The organism is Azohydromonas australica DSM 1124 (genome assembly GCF_000430725.1).
Lineage (GTDB): Bacteria > Pseudomonadota > Gammaproteobacteria > Burkholderiales > Burkholderiaceae_C > Azohydromonas > Azohydromonas australica.
In genome coordinates, this window is the sequence record NZ_KE387208.1 from 132790 (window position 1) to 153029 (window position 20240).

Annotated in this window: 15 protein-coding genes and 1 pseudogene; 9 read left to right on the forward strand and 7 right to left on the reverse strand. The window is 64.6% G+C overall.

From position 1 onward, the window contains the following. Positions 1 to 148: 148 nt before the first annotated feature. Both H537_RS0129600 and folE read left to right on the forward strand, forming a co-directional pair. On the forward strand, positions 149 to 1333 hold the full coding sequence (locus tag H537_RS0129600) for an acetyl-CoA C-acyltransferase family protein (protein WP_029000758.1): 1185 nt from the start codon (positions 149 to 151) through the stop codon (positions 1331 to 1333). 438 nt (positions 1334 to 1771) lie between these two features. Further along, entirely contained in the window at positions 1772 to 2440 is a 669-nt protein-coding gene (gene folE, locus H537_RS0129605; protein ID WP_051243569.1) for a GTP cyclohydrolase I, read from the forward strand. 116 nt (positions 2441 to 2556) lie between these two features. On the opposite strand, the gene H537_RS53530 is transcribed toward folE, so the two are convergent. Next, positions 2557 to 2775, reverse strand: a complete 219-nt coding sequence (locus tag H537_RS53530; protein ID WP_156902004.1) for a hypothetical protein — start codon at positions 2773 to 2775, stop codon at positions 2557 to 2559. A 1391-nt stretch (positions 2776 to 4166) separates the two neighbouring features. Here H537_RS53530 and H537_RS46270 point away from each other — a divergent pair. Continuing rightward, positions 4167 to 7703 carry an indolepyruvate ferredoxin oxidoreductase family protein gene (locus H537_RS46270; RefSeq protein ID WP_051243574.1) on the forward strand — a complete coding sequence of 1179 codons (3537 nt, stop codon included), beginning with the start codon at positions 4167 to 4169 and terminating at the stop codon, positions 7701 to 7703. A gap of 87 nt (positions 7704 to 7790) precedes the next feature. Further along, positions 7791 to 8435, forward strand: a complete 645-nt coding sequence (gene can, locus H537_RS0129620; protein ID WP_029000760.1) for a carbonate dehydratase — start codon at positions 7791 to 7793, stop codon at positions 8433 to 8435. Between the two features lie 23 nt (positions 8436 to 8458). Here the strand turns inward: can and H537_RS0129625 are convergent, their stop codons facing one another. From H537_RS0129625 to H537_RS0129635, 3 genes are all read right to left on the reverse strand, one after another. Then, a complete protein-coding gene (locus tag H537_RS0129625; protein ID WP_084151030.1) occupies positions 8459 to 9421 on the reverse strand; it encodes a porin in 963 nt (320 codons plus the stop codon). A gap of 194 nt (positions 9422 to 9615) precedes the next feature. Next, a complete protein-coding gene (locus tag H537_RS0129630) occupies positions 9616 to 10569 on the reverse strand; it encodes a Bug family tripartite tricarboxylate transporter substrate binding protein (RefSeq protein WP_169517114.1) in 954 nt (317 codons plus the stop codon). 191 nt (positions 10570 to 10760) lie between these two features. Further along, on the reverse strand, positions 10761 to 11984 hold the full coding sequence (locus tag H537_RS0129635) for an MFS transporter (protein ID WP_029000763.1): 1224 nt from the start codon (positions 11982 to 11984) through the stop codon (positions 10761 to 10763). Between the two features lie 1043 nt (positions 11985 to 13027). On the opposite strand from H537_RS0129635, the gene H537_RS0129640 reads away from it, so the two are divergent. Continuing rightward, positions 13028 to 13879, forward strand: a complete 852-nt coding sequence (locus tag H537_RS0129640; RefSeq protein ID WP_029000764.1) for a 3-hydroxybutyryl-CoA dehydrogenase — start codon at positions 13028 to 13030, stop codon at positions 13877 to 13879. Between the two features lie 316 nt (positions 13880 to 14195). Here the strand turns inward: H537_RS0129640 and H537_RS0129645 are convergent, their stop codons facing one another. Both H537_RS0129645 and H537_RS56895 read right to left on the reverse strand, forming a co-directional pair. Next, complete coding sequence (locus H537_RS0129645) at positions 14196 to 15161, reverse strand: DEAD/DEAH box helicase (protein ID WP_084151031.1); 966 nt, start codon at positions 15159 to 15161, stop codon at positions 14196 to 14198. Between the two features lie 16 nt (positions 15162 to 15177). Continuing rightward, a pseudogene (locus H537_RS56895) lies at positions 15178 to 15264 on the reverse strand (hypothetical protein); the annotation flags it as partial. A 270-nt stretch (positions 15265 to 15534) separates the two neighbouring features. Here H537_RS56895 and H537_RS0129650 point away from each other — a divergent pair. Both H537_RS0129650 and H537_RS0129655 read left to right on the forward strand, forming a co-directional pair. After that, positions 15535 to 16491, forward strand: a complete 957-nt coding sequence (locus H537_RS0129650) for a PDR/VanB family oxidoreductase (RefSeq protein WP_029000766.1) — start codon at positions 15535 to 15537, stop codon at positions 16489 to 16491. A gap of 41 nt (positions 16492 to 16532) precedes the next feature. Then, positions 16533 to 17624 (forward strand): Rieske 2Fe-2S domain-containing protein, encoded by a 1092-nt coding sequence (locus H537_RS0129655; RefSeq protein ID WP_211235106.1) that lies wholly within the window; start codon positions 16533 to 16535, stop codon positions 17622 to 17624. 235 nt (positions 17625 to 17859) lie between these two features. On the opposite strand, the gene H537_RS46275 is transcribed toward H537_RS0129655, so the two are convergent. Next, positions 17860 to 18450 carry a MarR family winged helix-turn-helix transcriptional regulator gene (locus tag H537_RS46275; RefSeq protein WP_051243581.1) on the reverse strand — a complete coding sequence of 197 codons (591 nt, stop codon included), beginning with the start codon at positions 18448 to 18450 and terminating at the stop codon, positions 17860 to 17862. Positions 18451 to 18675: 225 nt separating this feature from the next. Between H537_RS46275 and H537_RS0129665 the strand changes: the two genes are divergently transcribed. Continuing rightward, positions 18676 to 19842 carry an ABC transporter substrate-binding protein gene (locus H537_RS0129665; protein WP_043460594.1) on the forward strand — a complete coding sequence of 389 codons (1167 nt, stop codon included), beginning with the start codon at positions 18676 to 18678 and terminating at the stop codon, positions 19840 to 19842. 78 nt (positions 19843 to 19920) lie between these two features. Continuing rightward, on the forward strand, positions 19921 to 20240 hold a 320-nt coding region (locus H537_RS54635), incomplete at its 3' end, for an ABC transporter permease subunit (RefSeq protein WP_043460689.1).

A 20240-nucleotide genomic window follows, 5' to 3' on the forward strand; every position in this document is an offset into this window, starting at 1 on the left:
AGTGCCGCTACAGCAGACGCAAATCCTCGTCCCCAGACGTACACCGGGCATCCCGGCACTTACCGCTTGACGGCGTCGACGCCGATTCGCCCGCAAGCCGCAGGCAACCCAAGCAGTTCACATCAGCCACTTCAGCACAGGGAATTTCATGATGAACAAGGATATCTTCGTTGTTGGCGCGGCTCGTACCGCGATCGGCACATTTGGCGGCTCGCTCAAGGACGTGCCGCTGAGCCTACTGGCCACCACGGTCGTGCGTGAGGCCTTGCGGCGCAGCGGTGTCGAGCCAGACCGCGTGGGGCATGTCGCCATGGGCAACGTGATCCCGACCGAGCCGCGCGACGCCTACCTCTCCCGGGTGGCCGCTCTCGATGCTGGGCTTCCTCAGGAAGTGCCTGCCTTCAATGTCAACCGCCTGTGCGGCTCCGGCCTGCAAGCCATCGTGTCGGCGGCGCAGACCCTCCTGCTGGGCGATGCGCAGGTTGCCATCGGTGCTGGCGCGGAGTCGATGAGCCGGGGAGCGTATCTGTTGCCCGCCGCCCGCTGGGGCGCCCGCATGGGTGACACCCAGATCCAGGACTACATGCTGGGGGTGCTACAGGACCCCTTCCACAAGATTCACATGGGCATCACGGCCGAAAACGTTGCCGTGCGTGAAGGCATCTCACGCGAGGCTCAGGACACTCTGGCCGTGCAGAGCCATCAGCGGGCCGCTCAGGCGCTTGCAGAGGGGCGCTTCAAGGAGCAAATCGTTCCGGTGGAGATCGCCACGCGCAAGGGCACCGTGGTGTTCGACACTGACGAGCACGTGCGTGCCGACACGTCGCTCGAACAGCTGGCCAAGATGAAACCAGCTTTCGCCAAGGACGGCACGGTGACCGCCGGCAATGCCTCTGGGTTGAACGACGGCGCCGCCGCCGTGGTGCTCGCCACGGCGGACGCCGTGAAGTCTGCCGGTCTGCAGCCGATGGCGCGACTGGTGGCCTATGCACATGCAGGTGTCGACCCCAAGCTGATGGGCCTGGGGCCCGTTCCGGCAACCCGTCTGGCGCTGGAGCGAGCAGGCTTGGCCCTCCAGGATATGGACGTTATCGAAGCCAACGAGGCCTTTGCAGCGCAGGCCTGTGCCGTGGCACAGGCCCTCGGCTTCGATCCGGCCAAGGTCAACCCAAACGGTTCGGGTATCTCGCTGGGTCACCCCATCGGAGCCACCGGGGCCATCATCACCATCAAGGCCCTTCATGAACTGCAACGCCGTGGCGGGCGCTACGCACTGGTGACGATGTGCATCGGTGGCGGCCAGGGCATCGCGGCCATTATTGAAAGAGTCTGACATGCAGCAGCAGCCGTCTCTATTTGCCCAGGGGGCGGCCCTTGAACTGCAATGAAGCAGCCACGCGTCCATGAATAGAGGCACGTTGCGCTTTTGCATCAATGCGCCGCCGACCTCCTTGTGGTCATGTTCCACACGCTGCACGCCGGAGTTGTAGAGCAGTTCACGAGGGTGGTCGGTAACCCGCCGGTACCGCATGGCAAGAGAAGATTCAATCATGCGCATGACAGACATGTGCTGGCACAACTGGCACACCACACCAGAAAATCCCTGGCAGATACCATGATTTCTTTGACCACAGCAGCTGATGAAGCCACCCGCCTGGCGGGAAACGGCCAAACGCGTGAGAAGGCGTCCGGGCCCAGCCATACTGACGAGGCCGTCGCAAAGTGCATCGGGCATCCAGGGCGCCAGGTGCCCTTCGATGAAGGCATCCCGATGTCGGTCAGGATCCGAGAACGGATCCGGGCCGCGGGTAAGCGTTATCACGCCAATGACAACATTGCGGCGTTCATCGAACCTGGCGAGCTCGAGCAGTTGCTCGACGAAGTTCAGGAAAAGATGAGTGGTGTGCTTGAAAGCCTCGTCATCGATACCGAGAGCGATCACAACACCAGGGAGACGGCACGGCGGGTCGCCAAGATGTACGTGCACGAGATTTTCCGGGGCCGCTATGCCGCGCAACCGCCGGTCACCGAGTTCCCGAACGCGGAGGGGCTCAATGAATTGATGATCGTCGGGCCCATCACAGTGCGCAGCGCGTGCTCGCATCACCTGTGCCCGATCATCGGCAAGCTGTGGATCGGGCTGATGCCGAACCAGGACTCGAACCTGATTGGCCTGTCCAAGTATGTTCGACTTGCCGACTGGATCATGAGCCGGCCCCAGATCCAGGAGGAGGCCGTTACTCAGGTGGCCAACCTGCTACAGGAGAAGACCCGTCCAGACGGGCTGGCCGTCGTCATGGAGGCGGATCATTTCTGCATGCACTGGCGTGGCGTGAAGGATATGGACTCCACCATGACCAACAGCGTCATGCGCGGCGCCTTTCTGACCGATCCGACATTGCGGCGTGAATTTCTGTCCCTGCTTGAAAAAAGACGTTGACCAAACAACCGATATGACCAGTTGGTGGCTCAAACCCCGAAAATGAGAGGGACTGTATCTCGCGCTGCAGGCGGTGCCTACCATAGAGCTGCGACCCAGGAACTCGGTAGCCGCTTCTAACGCGCTTCCCGGCCCATGACGTCAGCCGCGTGACCGTCCGTTGCCCAATCGATGCGCGACTGCAGCAGGAAGTCTGACAGCCGCTCCAGCAGCGAGCGACGCAGCGGCACCGCCGCTCGGTATCCTGCTGGGCGAGAGACCTCGAGCCAGGACAACTTGCTGCGCCGGCCAAAACTCTGAGACGGCAGGGACGGGGGCAGGGCGATCGAAGACATGAGGTTCTTCCGACACACGACGTCCTGTACGGCATCGCGTCATTAGTGGAAACCCATGATAGGGTTTCCACCTATCGAATGCAATGCCGTCCTGCCCGTGTTGTCGGACCGGTGCCTGAGGGCAGCGACTTCATCCCGTGGGCGCAATTACTTTTGCCTACACCTGACGGATGTCGCCACAAAACAAGTCCATGTTTCAGAAGGCGGGCGAACCCGATCCGAGACGCATGCGGCGTGGGCTGCAACGCTGCCAGGGAAGCGTTGACCGATGTCCTGAGGATGTAGGGACCGTTGCGGGCGGGCAGTGCATTCGGGGAGTGCGCAAGCAGCCGACTGCTCATCGCGTACGCCGGTCCCCCGCTCAGGCTTGTGCACGCTCCGCGATAGATGTAGGCCTACAGATAGCCCCACCCATTCGAAGACATGCAAGGAAAGGCTGGGCGTCGAGCAAAGCGGTCTAAACGCCTTGCCGGACCATGGGTGATGTCCTGGCGCCGAGCCAGGGCAAGCTGTGCACGACCCGCCATGGCTTAGGCCGCACGACGACTCGGTTGCGCGCTGGCATTGGCCCCGTGGCATAGGGTTTTTGCGTCCTCTTTCTCCTGGCGCGAGAGGACGATTGTGCGTTGACACCGACCGTGTGCGGTGTAGTTCCCGGTCTGCCCGGGCATCCCGGACACCGAGCACAACGACCGATGTGCGACCGCTGCAAGTCCGGCATAGCGACATCGCTGACGTGTGTCGCACGAGCAGCCGTCCGGAGTTGGAGTCACACCCCACAGCGGCCGGCTGCTTTCAGCTTGCAACTCGACAGGCATGGCGTCTGGTTGCTGCCGAGGCGCGCTTGCTGCCTACGACACCCACGCTTTCTCTGGCCGTCACTCGCGGATGCACCGATGTGGCAGCGATGCAGAACGGCGTGGAACGAGTTGATGTGAGCCGGCAGCCAACCATGAGCAAAACCAATGTGACGCCACAGGAATCTACTGATGACTATGGCTGTTGAATTGAACACAATCGACGTAAATGTCACGAAACGCCGGTGCGCCAGTTGACATGCGGAAGGGCCTGCCGAAATCGACTCCGGCAGGCGACATGACTCACAGCCTCCATGGAGCAGCGACATGGCCTCTCGGCGCCAGTGCCTTCAATTGGCATACAGGTACTGCGGCAGACGCCGCTGTGACTTCATCGAATCGATGCTGTCGAGAGTCGACATGCATGGAGCCGCGCACATGCGCAGGCTGGCACTGCGTTGAATTCCCTGCCTGTCGTGCCGTGTCTGATTGCCATGCCAGGCGCCGCTGTGCAGGCCAGTGGATCTACTGCGGACGCGGCCGAACCAGGTCCTCTCTGATGCCCCAGGCATCGACAACGATCGACAAAAATTGATGGACAAGCCCGAGCTCCTAGCCCCTGTCACGCTCGAAGACAAGTACACCCTGCCCAGGGGCCGCGTCTACATGACCGGCACCCAGGCCCTGGTGCGGCTGCTGATGGCGCAAAAGGCCCGCGATGCCGCAGCCGGCCTGACCACCGCTGGCTTCGTCTCGGGCTATCGTGGCTCACCGCTGGGTGCGGTGGACCAGGAGCTGTGGAAGGCCAAGAAACACCTTGCCCAGCACGACATCAAGTTCGTTCCCGGCCTCAACGAGGAACTGGCTGCCACTGCCGTGTGGGGCACGCAGATGGTCAACCTCGACCCCAACGCCAAGGTCGATGGCGTGTTCTCGCTGTGGTACGGCAAGGGCCCCGGGGTGGACCGCAGCGGCGACGTCTTCAAGCACGGCAACATCGCCGGCTGCTCCCAACACGGCGGCGTGCTGCTCGTTGCGGGTGACGACCATTCCTGCAAGTCGTCGAGCCTGCCGCACCAGAGCGAGCACGCCTTCATCGCCGCCATGATCCCTGTGCTCAACCCCTCGGGCGTGCGCGAGTTCATCGAGTTCGGCCTGCACGGCTGGGCCATGTCGCGCTACTCGGGCTGCTGGGTGGGCTTCAAGTCCATCAGCGACACCATCGAGTCGTCCTCCTCCTTTGAGATCGATCCGATGGCCGTGGAGATCAAGGTGCCCGACACCTACCCGATCCCCAGCGACGGCTTCCACATCCGCTGGCCCGATCCGCCGCTGGAGCAGGAGAACCGGCTGCAGCGCGAGCGCCTCTATGCGCTGCTGGAGTACGTGCGCCTGAACCGGCTTAACCGCCAGGACTGGGCGGCGCCCAACGCGAAGCTGGGCATCGTCACCACCGGCAAGAGCTACCTCGACGTGCGCGAGGCGCTGGCCATGATGGGCATCGACGAAGGCAGCGCGCAGCGGCTTGGCATCCGGCTGCTCAAGATCGGCGTGTCCTGGCCGCTGGAGCCCGAGTGCATCCGCGAGTTCGCCGAAGGGCTGGACGAGATCCTGGTGGTCGAGGAGAAGCGCCAAATCATCGAGTACCAGCTCAAGGAGCAGCTCTACAACGCCCCGATCGCCTCGCGTCCCCGCGTGGTCGGCAAGTACGACGAGACGGGCGAATGGGTCAAGGTGCCGCACGACGGCATCCTGCTGTCGCCCAACGGCGAACTCACGCCGGCGGCAATCGCCAACGTGATCGCCGCGCGCATCGCCAAGGTATTCGGCAGCGACTCGCTGCCCGGGAAGGCGCGTGGCTACCTGGTTCCCTGTCTGGCTGCGGACGGATTTACCCGCCAGGAGCCAGGGTCGCAGCAGCGTCTGCCGTACTTCTGCTCGGGCTGTCCGCACAACACCAGTACCAAGGTGCCGGAAGGTTCGCGCGCCGTGGCCGGCATCGGCTGCCACTACATGGCGCAATGGATGGACCGCCGCACCGAGACCTTCACGCAGATGGGCGGCGAGGGCGTGAGCTGGATCGGCCAGGCGCCGTTCACCTCTACGCCCCACATCTTCGCCAACCTGGGTGATGGCACCTACATGCACTCGGGGTCGCTCGCGATCCGCGCGGCCAAGGCCGCGGGCGTGAACATCACCTACAAGATCCTGGTCAACGACGCGGTGGCCATGACCGGCGGCCAGCCCGTGGAGGGCTCGCCCACCGTGCCGCAGATCCTGCAGCAGCTCGCCGCCGAGGGCGTGGAGCACCTGCACCTCGTCTCTGACGAGCCCGAGCTCTACCAGCGCATGGGCGGACTGCCCGCGGGCGTGGCCGTCAGCCACCGCGACGCCATGGACGAGCTGCAGCGAGACTTGCGCGAGAAGCAGGGCGTCTCCGTGATCGTCTACGCCCAGACCTGCGCGGCCGAGAAGCGGCGCCGGCGCAAGAAGAAGCAGCTCGTCGATCCGCCCAAGCGTGTCGTGATCAACGAGGAGGTGTGCGAGGGCTGCGGCGACTGCGGCGTGCAGTCCAACTGCGTCTCCATCCTGCCGCTGGAAACCCCGCTGGGCCGCAAGCGTCAGATCGACCAGAGCTCTTGCAACAAGGACTACTCTTGCGTGAAGGGCTTCTGCCCGAGCTTCGTTACGGTCGAGGGCGGCGCGCTGCGCAAGCCTGCCAAGTCCAAGGCAACGCCGCCGGAGAACCTGCCGGCACCCGTGCTGCCCGCGCTCGAAGCGCCGTGCAACGTGGTGGTGACGGGCGTGGGCGGGACGGGCGTGGTGACCATCGGCGCGCTCATGGGCATGGCCGCGCACCTGGAAGGCAAGGGCGTGCTGGTGCTGGACATGGCAGGCCTGGCACAAAAAGGGGGTGCCGTGATGTCCCATGTGCGTCTGGCCGCCACGCCTGCCGGGCTGCATGCCGCGCGGGTCGCCGCGAAGCAGGCCGACGTGGTGCTGGGCTGCGACCTGATGGTGGGCGCAGGCAAGGATGCGATCAGCACCATGGATGCCACGCGCACGCGTGCCGTGATGAATACCGACGTGGCGCCCACCGGTGCCTTCACGCAGGATCCAGACTGGCAAACCTCGCCCGACGCGATGCTGCAGCGCGTGCGTGATGCAGCACAGTCGGTCGAAGCCCTCAACGCCACGGCGATGGCCACCGCGCTGATGGGCGACGCCGTGGCGACCAACGTGTTCGTTCTGGGCTATGCCTGGCAGAAGGGCTGGATTCCGCTGCAGGAGGCGTCCCTCATGCGTGCCATCGAGCTCAACGGCGCTGCGGTGCCGATGAACAAGGCAGCGTTCGCTTGGGGCAGGCAGGCTGCACTGGATTTGGGACTCGTGCAGCAGGCCGCCGGGCTGGACAGGCCCACCGCGGTGGTGACGATGCCCACGCGCACCCCCGGGCTGGAAGCACTGATCGAGGACCGCACGAGGCGCCTTGTCGCCTACCAGAGCGCAGCCTATGCCAGGCGCTATGAGAGCTTCGTGCGCCAGATCGCGGCGGCCGAGAAACAGCGCACCGGCACGGACCGCCTGGCGCGCGAGGTGGCGGTGAGCCTGTACAAGCTCATGGCGTACAAGGACGAGTACGAGGTAGCGCGGCTGTACGTTGAGACCGGGTTCTTCGATCGTGTCGCTTCCCAGTTCGAGGGTAATTACAAGCTGCGCTTTCACCTGGCACCGCCGCTGTTCTCCAAGCGGGATGCACAGGGCCACCTGATCAAGCAAGCCTATGGGCCGTGGATCGCCACCGCCTACAAGGTCCTTGCCAAGGCCAGGCGCCTGCGTGGCACGCCGCTGGACGTTTTCGGCTACACCGCCGAGCGCCGTGGCGAGCGCTCAGCCATCGGCAAGTTCGAGCTGCTGATGTGCCAGGTCGTCGGCATGCTCACGAAGGAACGCTTGCCTACGGCGCTGGCATTGGCTCGTCTGCCCCAAGGGGTTCGCGGCTATGGCCATGTGAAGGAGCACAACGCCGAGGCAGCCCACGCACAGCAGCGCAAGCTGCTGGCCGAGTTCTACGCCACTGTTCCGGCGCCCACATCGACCCCTGCGCAGGCAGCGCGCGCGGCTGCCTGACCGCCATGCGCATGACTTTTACAAGGATTTCCCATGACGCATCTTTCCACCCTTGGCCCAGGCGTCACGCAACCGTGTGAGGCACCGATGTGCAGCCTCGACGCCATCTTTGCCAACAACCGGGCCTGGGCGCGCCAGTGCGTGCAGGCCGACCCGGACTTCTTCACGCGGCTGGCTCGCCAGCAAACACCACGCTACCTGTGGATCGGCTGTTCTGACAGCCGGGTACCGGCCAACGAAATCGTGGGTCTTGCACCCGGCGAGGTTTTCGTGCATCGCAACATTGCCAACGTGGTGGTGCATTCGGACCTGAACTGCCTATCGGTACTGCAGTACGCGGTGGAAACCCTCAAGGTCGAACACGTCATGGTGGTAGGCCATTACGGTTGCGGTGGCGTGCAGGCTGTGGCCGAGAAGCGCTCCGCGGGCTTGGCCGACAACTGGCTGCGCCATATCGAGGACGTCGCCTTCAAGCACGAGTTGCGCCTGGGAGCGGCGTTGGATGACGAAACACGCAGCAAGCGCTTGGTCGAGCTCAACGTCATCGAGCAAGTGGCCAACGTGTGCCGCACCACCATCTTGCGCCGGGCTTGGTACCGCGGTCAGCGCATTGAGGTCCACGGCCTCGTCTATGGCTTGGCCGACGGGCTGCTGCGTCGCGTGGGTGTCAGCGTTGGCAGTGGACAAGCATGGGACGAGTGCTATCACGCATCACTGCAGAGCCTGGGCTGAAAGGGGCAAGGCACCAGGCCGCTTCAGAAGTTGTGCTGCACCCCTACGTCAAATCCGTTGCGGTCTGCCGTAGCATCGCGGTCCCGCGCGATGTTCAGGTAGACGAAGGTGCGCTTGGAGAAGTTGTAGTTGTAGCCTAGTGCCATCTTGCGGCTGATCGGGAGGCTGGCGCTGGTGTTTCTCAGGTCACCGTAAACGACCTTCAGGCGTCCCCCACCGACGGGCATGTGAGCACCCACAACCCAGCTGCGGCGCTCCTCCTGGGTGTTCGTCTCACCCTGACCGTAGCCGGCGGACAGCGTCACCGGACCGAGCACCGCGCGCATTGCAGCGAAGTGCCAAACGTCATGCACGCCGCCCGGGTTCTCGTAGCTGTAGCCCAGGAAAAGCGGTCCTGCTTGGTACCAGGCGCTGGCACCCACGGGATGCTCGGCGGTTAGCGGCCCTGGCAGGGTAGCCGAGTTCGGATTCGTGTCGCGTGCCCATTGCGCCACGAAACTCAAAGGTCCGGACTCGACCTTGTAGCTGATGGCGCCATCGTTGCGTACCGTGCCGATATTGCCATTGCCAAACGCAACCATTGACGAGACGCCGGTGTGGATGAACGGGTCGGGTGCCATCTGCACCTCGACGTAGCCAGCGATGTAGTCGCGCCCCATCGTTACGGTACCCCAGGGGCCCTTCAACCCGAGAATCGACTGTCCTTGGAAGAACCGTGCCGTGGTCAGCTCGCCAGTGTCAGACTTGAAGCGATTCTCCAGCCAGTAGAACGCGCTCAGGCCGTTGCCCAGGTTCTCCGAGCCCCGCAGTCCGAAGCGGCTTTGTGCGCCTTCGCCAAGCCCCTTGTCGCCCCTGGCCGTCTTCGTGCCGATCTTGTTGACATAGCCGGAATCGATCTTTCCGAACAGGACCACGGACGATTGCGCGGACGCCAGGCCCGCGCCTGCGGCCAACATGACAGCGGACAGGACGTGTTTGATACACATGTAACTCCCCGAAAAAATGAAGGTCTTCTCACCGGATGACGCCGGCGATGCTGAGCAGCCGCGGCATTGCGGATGGGACCGCAGTGCAGTTCATAGGCGAATGGCAACGGCGTAGGCGCATGTGGCCTCAATGCCCGGCCCAAGAACAGCGGGCACTGTGAAGCCGGTTGGCCGTCAGCGGCCGCGAGCGCGCGTCACTCGGGCTGGATGCCCGCGTCGCGGACGATCTGGCCCCACGAGGCGCTTTCGTCAGCTTGAAACTTCGCGAATCGGCCGGGCGGCAAGAAAAAAGGAACGGTGCCCAGCTTGGCATAGGCAGCCGTAGCCTCGGCGCTGCGGGAGGCCTTTTCCAGGAGCTCGCCAAGTCGTCGCACCACGTCGGCCGGTGCCTTCGCTGGCAGATACGCCCCCAGCCAGAAACTGATGTCCATGCGCTTGACGCCAGCTTCTTCGAAGGTCGGCAGGTCTGGAGCGAACGGGCTGCGCGCCGTATCGGTCACACCGATGGCCACCAGCTTGCCTGAACGCACGTGTGGCATCCCGGACAGGTCCGTGAATGCCATGTCGACCTGGCCGCTGATCAGATCCGGCATCGCCGCGTTGCCGCTGCGGTACGGTATGCCGACGATGTCCAGACCGGCCGACTTGCGCAACACCTCTGCCGGCAGTCGGCTGGTGATGCTCGTGTAGGCAAATGTGTACTTACCCGGCTGTTTCCGCAGCAGTTCAATGAAATCGCTGATGCGGCGCACCGGCAGCTTTTCCGGGTTGACGTACAGGATCATCGGGCCCTTGGCAACGGTATTGACCGGCGTGAAGTCCGCCACCGGGTCGTAGCTCAGTTTCTTGAATACATGCGGGTTGCCGGTGAAGGCAACGTTGCCCGTGACCAGGATCGTGTACCCGTCCGCGGACGCTTTCGCTACGGTCTGCGCTGCCAGCATCGAGCTGGCCCCAGGCTTGTTCTCCACGATTGCCTGGACACCTGAGGTCCTGGCAACCTCGGCGGCCAGTGCGCGCACCAACACATCAGGTGCTGCACCTGCAGTGAAGGGCGTGACGAACGTCAGCATCCGGTCAGGGTAGCCCGCAGCTGCCACGGACGTCGAGAGCGCTGCAGATGCCAGCCCTGCAACAAGCAGGGCCACGGGACGCAACTTTCTAAACATTTTCATTGTTGTTTTCTCAACTTTGTGGCGCTTTTATGATGAAAGCGTGTGGGAAAGGTCGAACTCGTGAAAACCCTCATGGCGATAGCTGTGCGCGTTTCATCGATACGTCGGGTGGCCTTGCAACACGAGCCTGGCTAACACGGCCTTTGGTCGCATGAGCATTCAAGTCACGCAGCGGGCCGGTTGGCTGTCTGCGCTGGTGGGAGGCTTCGTTCGTGCAGATGCCTGCGGTGCATCCGAAGCACGCAGATCAGGCCAAGCGATGACAACATGGCTGCAACCAGGAACACCGATGGAAAGCCAAGGCCGGTAGCTACCAATCCCATCAGTGGGCCTGCCATCCCGACTGCAAGATCGAAGAACAGGGAAAGCGTACTCAGCGCTGAAGTTCGACTGGCTTCCGGAGTGCGTGCCAATGTCTCTACGCCCAGTCCCGGATAGACCCAGGAGACACCAAGACCGGTCAGCATGGCTCCCAGAACCGCTACCGCGGGCACAGGAGCCAGCCAGATCAGCAGCAGGCCGACGGTCTGGATGGCCATGCAGGCAGACACCACCCGATAGCCTCCGAAGCGCGGGACCACGTTGGGCGTCGAGAGTCGGGCCACGATGAAAGCGATGCCGAAACCCGTAAGGCAGTAGGCTGCATTGGCCCAACCCAGGCGGTCGAAGTACAGGGCGACGAACGCCGTGAGACTGCCGAATCCCACTGAACTGCACGCCAAGGCAAGGCCGTTCGGAAGGACGGAGAAAAAGATATTGCCAAACGGCAGCCGCTTTCCCGGTACCAGCGGAGCAGCCTGCTTGGTCAGCGCGTAGCCCAGTGCGGTGAGGCCCAGCACGGCCAAGGAAAGGCCAATCCCCGCCATACCGAAGTGCTGGTGCACGAGCACACCGACGGGCGCACCGACGGCCGTACCTCCATAGGAGGCAATTCCGTTCCAGGACATTACACGCGTGGCCTGCGAGGTGCCATGCAGGCCGATGGCCCATGTGCAGCACGGCGTGGAAATCAGAGCTGCGGACGCACCCTGGACCGCCCGCGCAGCAAGCAGCAGGCAAAGGCTCAGTGCCGGAGCATTGCTCAGCAACACCGCCAAGCCGGTAAGCCCTCCGGTCACGACCAGCCCGGTCAGGCCGCACAGCACTGCAGTCTTCGCCCCGAACCGGTCCGCAACGTTTCCAGCCAGTGGCCTGGACAGCAACGACACGATGTACTGTGTGCCGATCACAACGCCAACAAGCACGGAGCTGAAGTCCAGCTCCTTGAGCACGTAGCCCGGCAGCACGGCAAGCGGGAGTCCGTTGCATACGTACGATGCAAAATTGAAGCAGACCAACGCAACGATGGCCACAGCGATTGGACGGGACGGACGCGGTGATTCGCTCATGCACTCTTCAAGGGCGCTGGAGAAAGAGCGGACCGAATCCTGCCGCGCTTCGCCATTCATTGGTGATCGTCAGTGTCAGTGGATGGCCGGCCAATGACGATGGTGTGCGCATTGCTGCTGGGTTCAAGTTGACTTCGCGCCCACCGTCGCCGTAGATGAGCCCGCAGCCGACATGTCAATGCGTGTCGAGACACATGCCGCTCAGCATGCCAAGCCCGCCTGCTCATCAGGAACGCCGCCAGCGTCCGCGATAATATAAGACAGTTTTAGAAAAACTGTCTACTAAAGTGAACCTGTTTCTTGCGTTCTCCATGGCTGAGCCGGCCCGCCTTCCACCTCGGGCAGCCAACCTGTAGCAGGCGGCCAGATGGCTTGGCGCCCGTCGCTGCCAGCACGTATTGTTCGCTAGTGGGCGGCCCCAAGAGGGCCCGCGTTCGCTGCCCAAGATCGAGCTTGGTAGCCATGTCGCTTGGCTTGCAGGCGGAGCCTGTACTGCAGTTGTTCCCAGGGCCGTTGGCATCATCCACGTCCGTGAAGCATCGCAGCGGTCAGTCCGGACACCGCGCGCGCAGGCCCTGTGGTCCCAAGCGGCTGCTTGCCGGTTCGGCCTGCACTGCTCGGGCGAGTCCGCATCGGCCTTCTCGACCAGCCGGGGTAACGCTCGCGAGCGTGTTTTCAGGCCTCTTCGTCGATGGCCCCACGCACAGGCCGTCGCACTGGGCGGAGAGAACTCGCGGCTTGTAGGCCGCGCGACGTGGCTGCCAGATCGATGGCAGTACGTTAGGTCAAGTGGTGCCGACGCTGGCTTGCTGCCATGATGAGGTAGCGCTGATTACCGCGTACGGGAACTGCCACAGCCTGCACACCGACGCCTGCAACGAGTGGTTTATCGAGGTCGGTCGATAGCGGCTGTGAGCGAGCCATGGCAAGGCGGGAAGCTTGAGCCAGGGCACCTTCGTGACCGTGGCGCACTGTGCACCTTACGCATGAAGTGCCGACCAAACATGCAGTTTTCAATTTTTAAAGTAGACGAAAGGAACAACATGAAGCTTGAACGCATCGGTGTCATTGGAGCGGGCACCATGGGCAACGGCATCGCGCAGGTGTGCGCCGTGGCCGGGCTGCAGGTAGTGATGGTGGACATCTCGGACGAGGCGGTGCAGCGCGGCGTGAAGACGCTCGCTGGCAGCCTGGAGCGCCTGGTCAAGAAGGAAAAGCTCACGGCCGCGCAGAAGGACGAGGCCCTGGCCCGCGTGCAGGGCAGCACCGACTACGCGGCGCTCAAGGACGCGCAGATCGTCATCGAGGCCGCCACCGAGAACCCCGACCTGAAGCTGCGCATCCTGCGCCAGGTCGAGGGCATCGTCGGAGACGAGGCCGTGATCGCGTCCAACACCTCGTCCATCTCCATCACGCAGCTGGCCGCGGTGCTGGACAAGCCCGAGCGCTGCATCGGCATGCACTTCTTCAACCCGGTGCCGCTGATGGGGCTGCTGGAGCTGATCCGCGGCCTGCAGACCTCCGACGAGACGCACGCGCTGGCCGCGGCCTTCGCGCAAGCGGTGGGCAAGACGCCGGTGACGGTGAAGAACAGCCCCGGTTTCGTGGTCAACCGCATCCTGTGCCCGATGATCAACGAGGCCATCTTCGTGCTGCAGGAGGGCCTGGCCACGGCCGAAGACATCGACGCGGGCATGAAGCTGGGCTGCAACCATCCCATCGGCCCGCTGGCGCTGGCGGACCTGATCGGGCTGGACACCATGCTCAGCATCATGGAGGTGTTCCACGAGGGCTTCGGCGACACGAAGTACCGCCCCGCGCCGTTGCTGCGCGAGATGGTCCAGGCCGGCCGCTTGGGTCGAAAGAGCGGACGCGGCTTCTATAGCTACGACTGAAGGCGTGGCCCGACCGCGCACGGGTGAAACGCGTGGTCATGCCATTTCCATGGCACTGCCGAGACAAGATGCCCGAGAGTGGTGCTCTACAGGCTCGCCGTGCCATGCTCGACGCCATCCTCCGGTGCCCGCAGCCGCCGTTGAAGCTGCTGCGGTACACGCCGTCAGTCAGGGAACGGAAATGACAATGCGTGCTGAAGGAAACCGATCACGACAACGCCCGCATACGTCTTGTACCGCCATTAGATTGATGTCTATGCATCCAATTTCACATAAATCGCATTGTGGTGGTTGACCATGCAACGGCGCACATCGGTTACTCGGTAAGCAGAGAACCGCTGTCGGCAATCCGATACCCCATGGCCTGGTAGCCGCGCTGGCGCCGGTCCCACATGCGCAGCAGCACCGGGTGGCCGGCGTCCACGAAGTCGATGATGCGCACACCGGCCTTGGTCGCGTGCTCACGGTGCAGCCGGCCCGCGTACTGTTGCAGCGTGCCCTTCCAGGACACGGGCATGGCGAGCACCAGGGTGTCCAGTGGCGGGTGGTCGAAGCCTTCGCCGATCAGACGGCCGGTGGCCAGCAGCACGCGCGCGGCATCCGGCGGCAGCACATCGAGGGCGTCGAGCAGCGCGTTGCGCTCCTTGCGTGACATGCGCCCATGCAGCACGAACAGCGGCGCGGCGCAGGCCGCCAGCCGGGATGCGATGGCATCGAGGTGGTCGATGCGCTCGGTGAGCACGAGCACCTTGCGGCCCTGCCGGCAGGCGGCTTCCACCTCGGCTGCGATCGCGTCCGTGCGCGCTGCGTCGGCAGCCACGCAACGGAATACCTCCTGGATGGCGGCGTCGGCCGCCACGTCGAGGCGCGTGGACAGGAAGCGCGGCACGACCTCCAGGTCCTGTGGCGCGCTGGCCGGCCGCTGCGCGGTGTGGCGCACCGGCCCGTACTGCATGAAGATGACCGGCTGCTGGCCGTCGGGGCGCAGGGGTGTGGCGGTGAGCCTCAGCACGTACCTGGCCTTGACGTGGCGCAGCAGGGTGTCGAAGGACGCGGCGCCGACGTGGTGGCACTCGTCGACGATGACGTGGCCGTACTGCGCGACGCGCTCGTCGACCTTCCCCTGGCGGTAGAGCGACTGCATCACCGCGACGTCGATGTGCCCGGTGGGCCGGGCCTTGCCGCCGCCGATGACGCCGACGGCCCTCTTTTCGACGCCGAGGAAGGCCTGCAGTCGCTCCTGCCATTGGCGCAACAGTTCGGTTGGGGAAGAGCCGGTCATAGGAGTTCAGCTGCAGCCGGCGTGTGCGGCCGCAGACATGGCTGATGAGCGTGGTGCCCAGGCGCCGGGCGTCGCGCGCGGCGACCCTGCCGGCAAAGAACACCCACGCGTGCGCGTCCTGACCCGAGCGCGAGATCTCCTGTGGCTGGCACTCGATGCGCTGCGGCGGCAGGGTCCGCCACGGTGAAGGGCTGCCACAGCCTCGGAGGAGCCCCAAGCCGCCAGCGCGAAAATCAATCGGCTCGGGAAAACCCCGACAGTTTTGATAAATCAACTAGTTGATGAATATATAGCATTTGTCTATTCTTCGCTCCATCAAGACCCAGCGTGGCGGGCCGCCGATTGCCGAGACGGCCCGCCTGCGAGCACCACCATGAGCACCCTTTCAGTCACCGTCGCGTCCAGGATCACCGAGGCCCAGGACATTTGCCGTCTCGAGCTTGTCGCCGCCGACGGATCAGCGCTGCCGTCCTTCGAAGCCGGCGCACACATCGACGTCCACGTCGGCGACGGCCTGGTGCGGCAGTACTCGCTGTGCAACGAGCCTTCCGAGCGTCACCGCTACGTGATCGCGGTGCTCAAGGATCCGGCGTCGCGCGGGGGCTCCGTGGCTGTGCACGGGCGTGTGCAACCCGGGGATCGTCTTGCCATCAGCGCGCCGCGCAACCATTTCGCGCTCATGCCGGCGCCGCAGTACTTGCTGCTGGCTGGCGGCATCGGCATCACGCCCATCCTGGCCATGGCTGAGCAGCTCCATTTGGCGGGAGGTGCCTTCGAGCTGCATTACTGCACACGCTCACCCGAGCGCACCGCCTTCCTCGAACGCGTCACCACTGCGGCGTGGAGCCACCGTGCGCAGCTGCATTTCGACAGCGACCCGGTCTCGGCGCGCCTGGATATTCCCGCGGTGCTCGCACGTGCGCCTGCTGGCACGCGGCTGTACGTCTGCGGCCCGGCCGGCTTCATCGACCACGTTCTCGATACGGCCCGCGCCAGCGGCTGGCCTGAGGAGAGGCTGCATCGCGAGTTCTTCGCCGCCCCTGCTCCCTCCGGCACTGCCGAGCAGCGCTTTCGCATCCGCCTGCACCGCAGTGGCAAGGAGATGGACGTGCCTGCCGACCAGAGCGTGACCGAGGTTCTTGCCGCGCATGGCGTGGAGGTGCCCACCTCGTGCGAGTCCGGCGTCTGTGGCACCTGCCTCACTCGCGTCATCGACGGCACGCCGGACCACCGCGACGTGTACCTCACCGATGCCGAGCACGAGCGCAACGACCAATTCACCCCGTGCTGCTCCCGATCCAGCAGCCCGCTGCTGGTGCTGGACCTGTAAAGCCTTTGATCCCGTCAACCCAGATTGAGGAAACCCTGACCATGACCTGCTCTCAAGCCCAGGCACCCGTTGGCGACATGACGAAGTTCCCGCTCGACCAGTGGTACGTCGCCGGCTTCTCTTCGGAGCTTCAGGACAAGCCCATTGCCCGGCGCCTGCTCAACCAGCCCATCGTCCTGTTTCGTACCGGCAGTGGCGAGGTTGCAGCGCTGGAGGACCGTTGCTGCCACCGCTCGCTGCCGCTGTCCTGCGGCACCGTGGAGGCCCAGGGCGTGCGCTGCGGCTACCACGGCATGCTCTATGCACCCAGCGGCACTTGCATCGAGATCCCCGGCCAGGAGCGCATCCCGGCCAAGGCCAGGGTGAAGTCCTACACGGTGGTGGAGAAGAACCAGATCGTCTGGATCTGGATGCCCAGGACCGAGGGCGCTGCCCCGACCAAGGAAGCCCCGGCCTACCCGCATCACGACGATCCGCGCTACAAGTTCGGCAGCGGCGCCTATCACTACGACGCGCCTTACCAGCTCATCCACGACAATCTGCTGGACCTGAGCCACCTGGGCTACGTGCACCTCAAGACCATTGGCGGCAACGCGCGGCAGCACATGAATGCCGAGATGAAGGTCACGGCCGAGGGCGACTGCGTGAGGGTCGTGCGCCTGATGCCCGGCACGCCTCCGCCGCCCACCTACAAGGCGGCCTGGCCCTTTGGCGACACCTGCGATCGGTGGCAGGAGATCGAGTTCGATGTCACGCATCTGCGCATCTGGACAGGCGCCATCGAGCCAGGCCTGGGAGCACTGGACGACCCGAACCGTGGCGGCTTTCACATGCGCGGCTTTCACGGCATCACGCCCGAGACGGACACCACGGCGCATTACTTCTGGAGCATGGCCAGCAACAAGCACCCAGACATGCCCGAAACGATCGATACGGTCATCGAACAGACCGCTTTCACCTTCGACGAGGACAAGCTCGTCATCGAGGCCCAGCACCGCAACATGGTGCGGTTCGGCCAGCAGGCCTCGTGGCTGGACATCCACGTCGACGTGGGTGCCGTGCGGGCCCGCCGCATCGTTGCACGACTGCTGCAGGAGGCGCAGCAACGAGAACAGCAGCTGACCGTGGCCTGACCCAGGCTCGTTTGCTTTGGCAAGAGCGCCTGCCAACTCGTGGCCACCGCCCAATAGGCGTTCGCCAGGCTGGCGTACCTGCTGCGCTCCGGGGCCTGCACGGTCGCTCAGGAACTGTGCCGGGTTGCCGCAGCACTCCAACGACTGACGCCGACCGGCAAGGTTGGACTCGACTCCCCAGCGGCGCGTCGCGCAGCTTGCCTGTGGCCGAGTGGCCGCGCCTTGTTGCGGGGAGTCAGGCGTTGGCGCTGTCGCCGGCGGCAGCCGAGCGTGTGCGCTTCTTTGCCGCGGGCGCATGCTCCTGCAGATAGCGCTCCGTGGCCACCTCGACCTCCGGCAGGTTCTCGTGCAGCCGGCGCAGCAGCCCCACGAGCGTCTTGCGCTCCTCGGCCGAGAGTACTGACAGCAGCGCCTGTTCCCTGGCCAGGGCCATGCCCATCATCTGGTCGTGCAGGCGGCGCCCCCTGGGCGTGAGCCGGGCCATGCGCAGCCGCCCGTCGTTGGCATCCAGCCCCATGGTGATGAAGCCGCGTGACTGCATTTCCTTGAAGCAGCGGCTTACCGCACCCTTGTCCAGCCCGATGACCTTGGAAACCTGCTGCGCCGAGACCTGCTCCTGCGTGGCCAGCAGCACCAGGCAGCGCCAGATCTCGATGCCCACGTCGAAGTTGGCGAGGTAGTACTGCGAGGCGCCACGCGAGAGCTTGTTGGCAATCCAGGTCAGGTACGCCGGGACGTAGTTGTCCAGGTCGATCCCGGCAGGCGCGTCCAACGCGGTAGCCGTGGCGGTGTCGGTCTTGGCGGAAGAGGCGCGGCGGGTAGGCATGGCTGGCGTGGCTTGGACAAGGACTGCATGCGCGGCACCAGAAGCGGTGGCCGCTGCGCCACTGTAGCCCAACCCTGCAAGACACCTCCCGGTGCGACGAGTTGATCTAGGGGTAAGTTAGTAGATCAATCAGTTGATATATCAAGGTTCTATCCATATATTTGCGCCAGATCAAACCGCCCTGCCGCCGACAGCGGCTGGCACATCAGGCAAAGGAGACAACCCGTGCAAGCATTCAAGTGGGCCCTGGCCACCGCCGCCGTCGCCATCGGTGCCGCGCAGGCGCAAGCCGCCAGCGTCAAGGTGGGCATCGTGGGGCCCTTTTCCGGGCCCTACGCGCACTACGGCAAGCTGTTCAAGGACGCGGTGGAGGCCTATGTCGCCATCCAGGGCGGCAAGCTCTCCGGCCACGACGTGGAGCTCATCTACCGCGACACCGGCGGCCCCAACCCGAGCGGCACGCGCAGCCTGGCGCAGGAGCTCATCGTCAAGGACAAGATCGACTACCTCGGCGGCTTCGTGTTCACGCCCAACGCGCTGGCCGTGGCGCCGCTGATCCAGCAGTCCAGGACGCCCACCGTCATCTTCAACGCCGCGGCTTCCGACATCACGGCGAAGTCGGACTACTATGTGCGCACCTCCTACACGCTGTGGCAGGTGACGGTGCCGCTGGCGCAGTGGATGGCCAGGAACGGCGTGAAAAAGGTGGTCACGGCCGTCACGGACTACGGCCCCGGCGTGGATGCGGAAAACGCTTTCAAGGCGGAGTTTGTCAAGAGTGGCGGCGAGGTGGTGAGCTCGGTGCGCATGCCCATGGCGACCACTGACTTCGCGCCCTTCGTGCAGCGCATCAAGGCCAGCGGCGCCCAGGCGGTCTACACCTTCCTGCCCGGCGGCCCGCCCAACCTGGGCTTCGTCAAGGCCTATGCCGACAACGGCCTGCGCCAGGCGGGCGTGGCGTTCTACGGTACGGCCGAGACCGACGAGTTCGACCTGCAGAAGTTCGGCGACGCAGCGCTGGGCCTGACCACCGCGTTCCACTACTCGGCCGCACATGACTCCGAGGCCAACCGCAAGTTCGTCGCCGCGCTCAAGGCCAAGGCGAGCGATGCGGTGGCCAACTACGCCTCGGTGGGCGCCTGGGACGGCATGGCCGTGATCCACAGGATGATCGAGGCCACCGGCGGCAAGCGCGACCCCGAGAAGGCCATGGCCACGGTCAAGGCGCTGCAGTGGGAAAGCCCGCGCGGTCCCGTGAAGATCGACCCGGCCACGCGCCACATCGTCCAGAACGTCTACCTGCGCAAGGTCGAGCGCAGCGGCGGCCAGCTCGTCAACCGCGAGATGCAGAGCTTCGGGCCGCAGCCTGACCACGGGCTGGCTGCCAAGTAAGCGGCAGCGCCTTCCTCCCCCTCCCAGCAACTTGTCTGCTCAGGGCGCCGCTACAAGGCGGTGGCCCAGGCCGCTGCCATGCTTCAAACCCTCCTCAACATCCTCATCGACGGCGTGTCGTACGGCATGGTGTTGTTCGTCATCTCGGTGGGGATGTCGATCACGCTGGGCCTGATGCGCTTCATCAACCTCAGCCACGGCGCGCTGGCCATGATCGGCGGCTACCTGGCCGCGTGGCTCATGCGCGAGCAGGGCCTGGGCTTCTGGCCGGGCCTGCTGCTGGCAATGCTGGGCACGGCAATGCTGGGCGCGCTGCTGGAGGCGCTGGTGCTGCGCCGCCTGTACCGGCGCAGCGAGCTGGAGCAGGTGCTCTTCACCATCGGGCTGAGCTTCTTCCT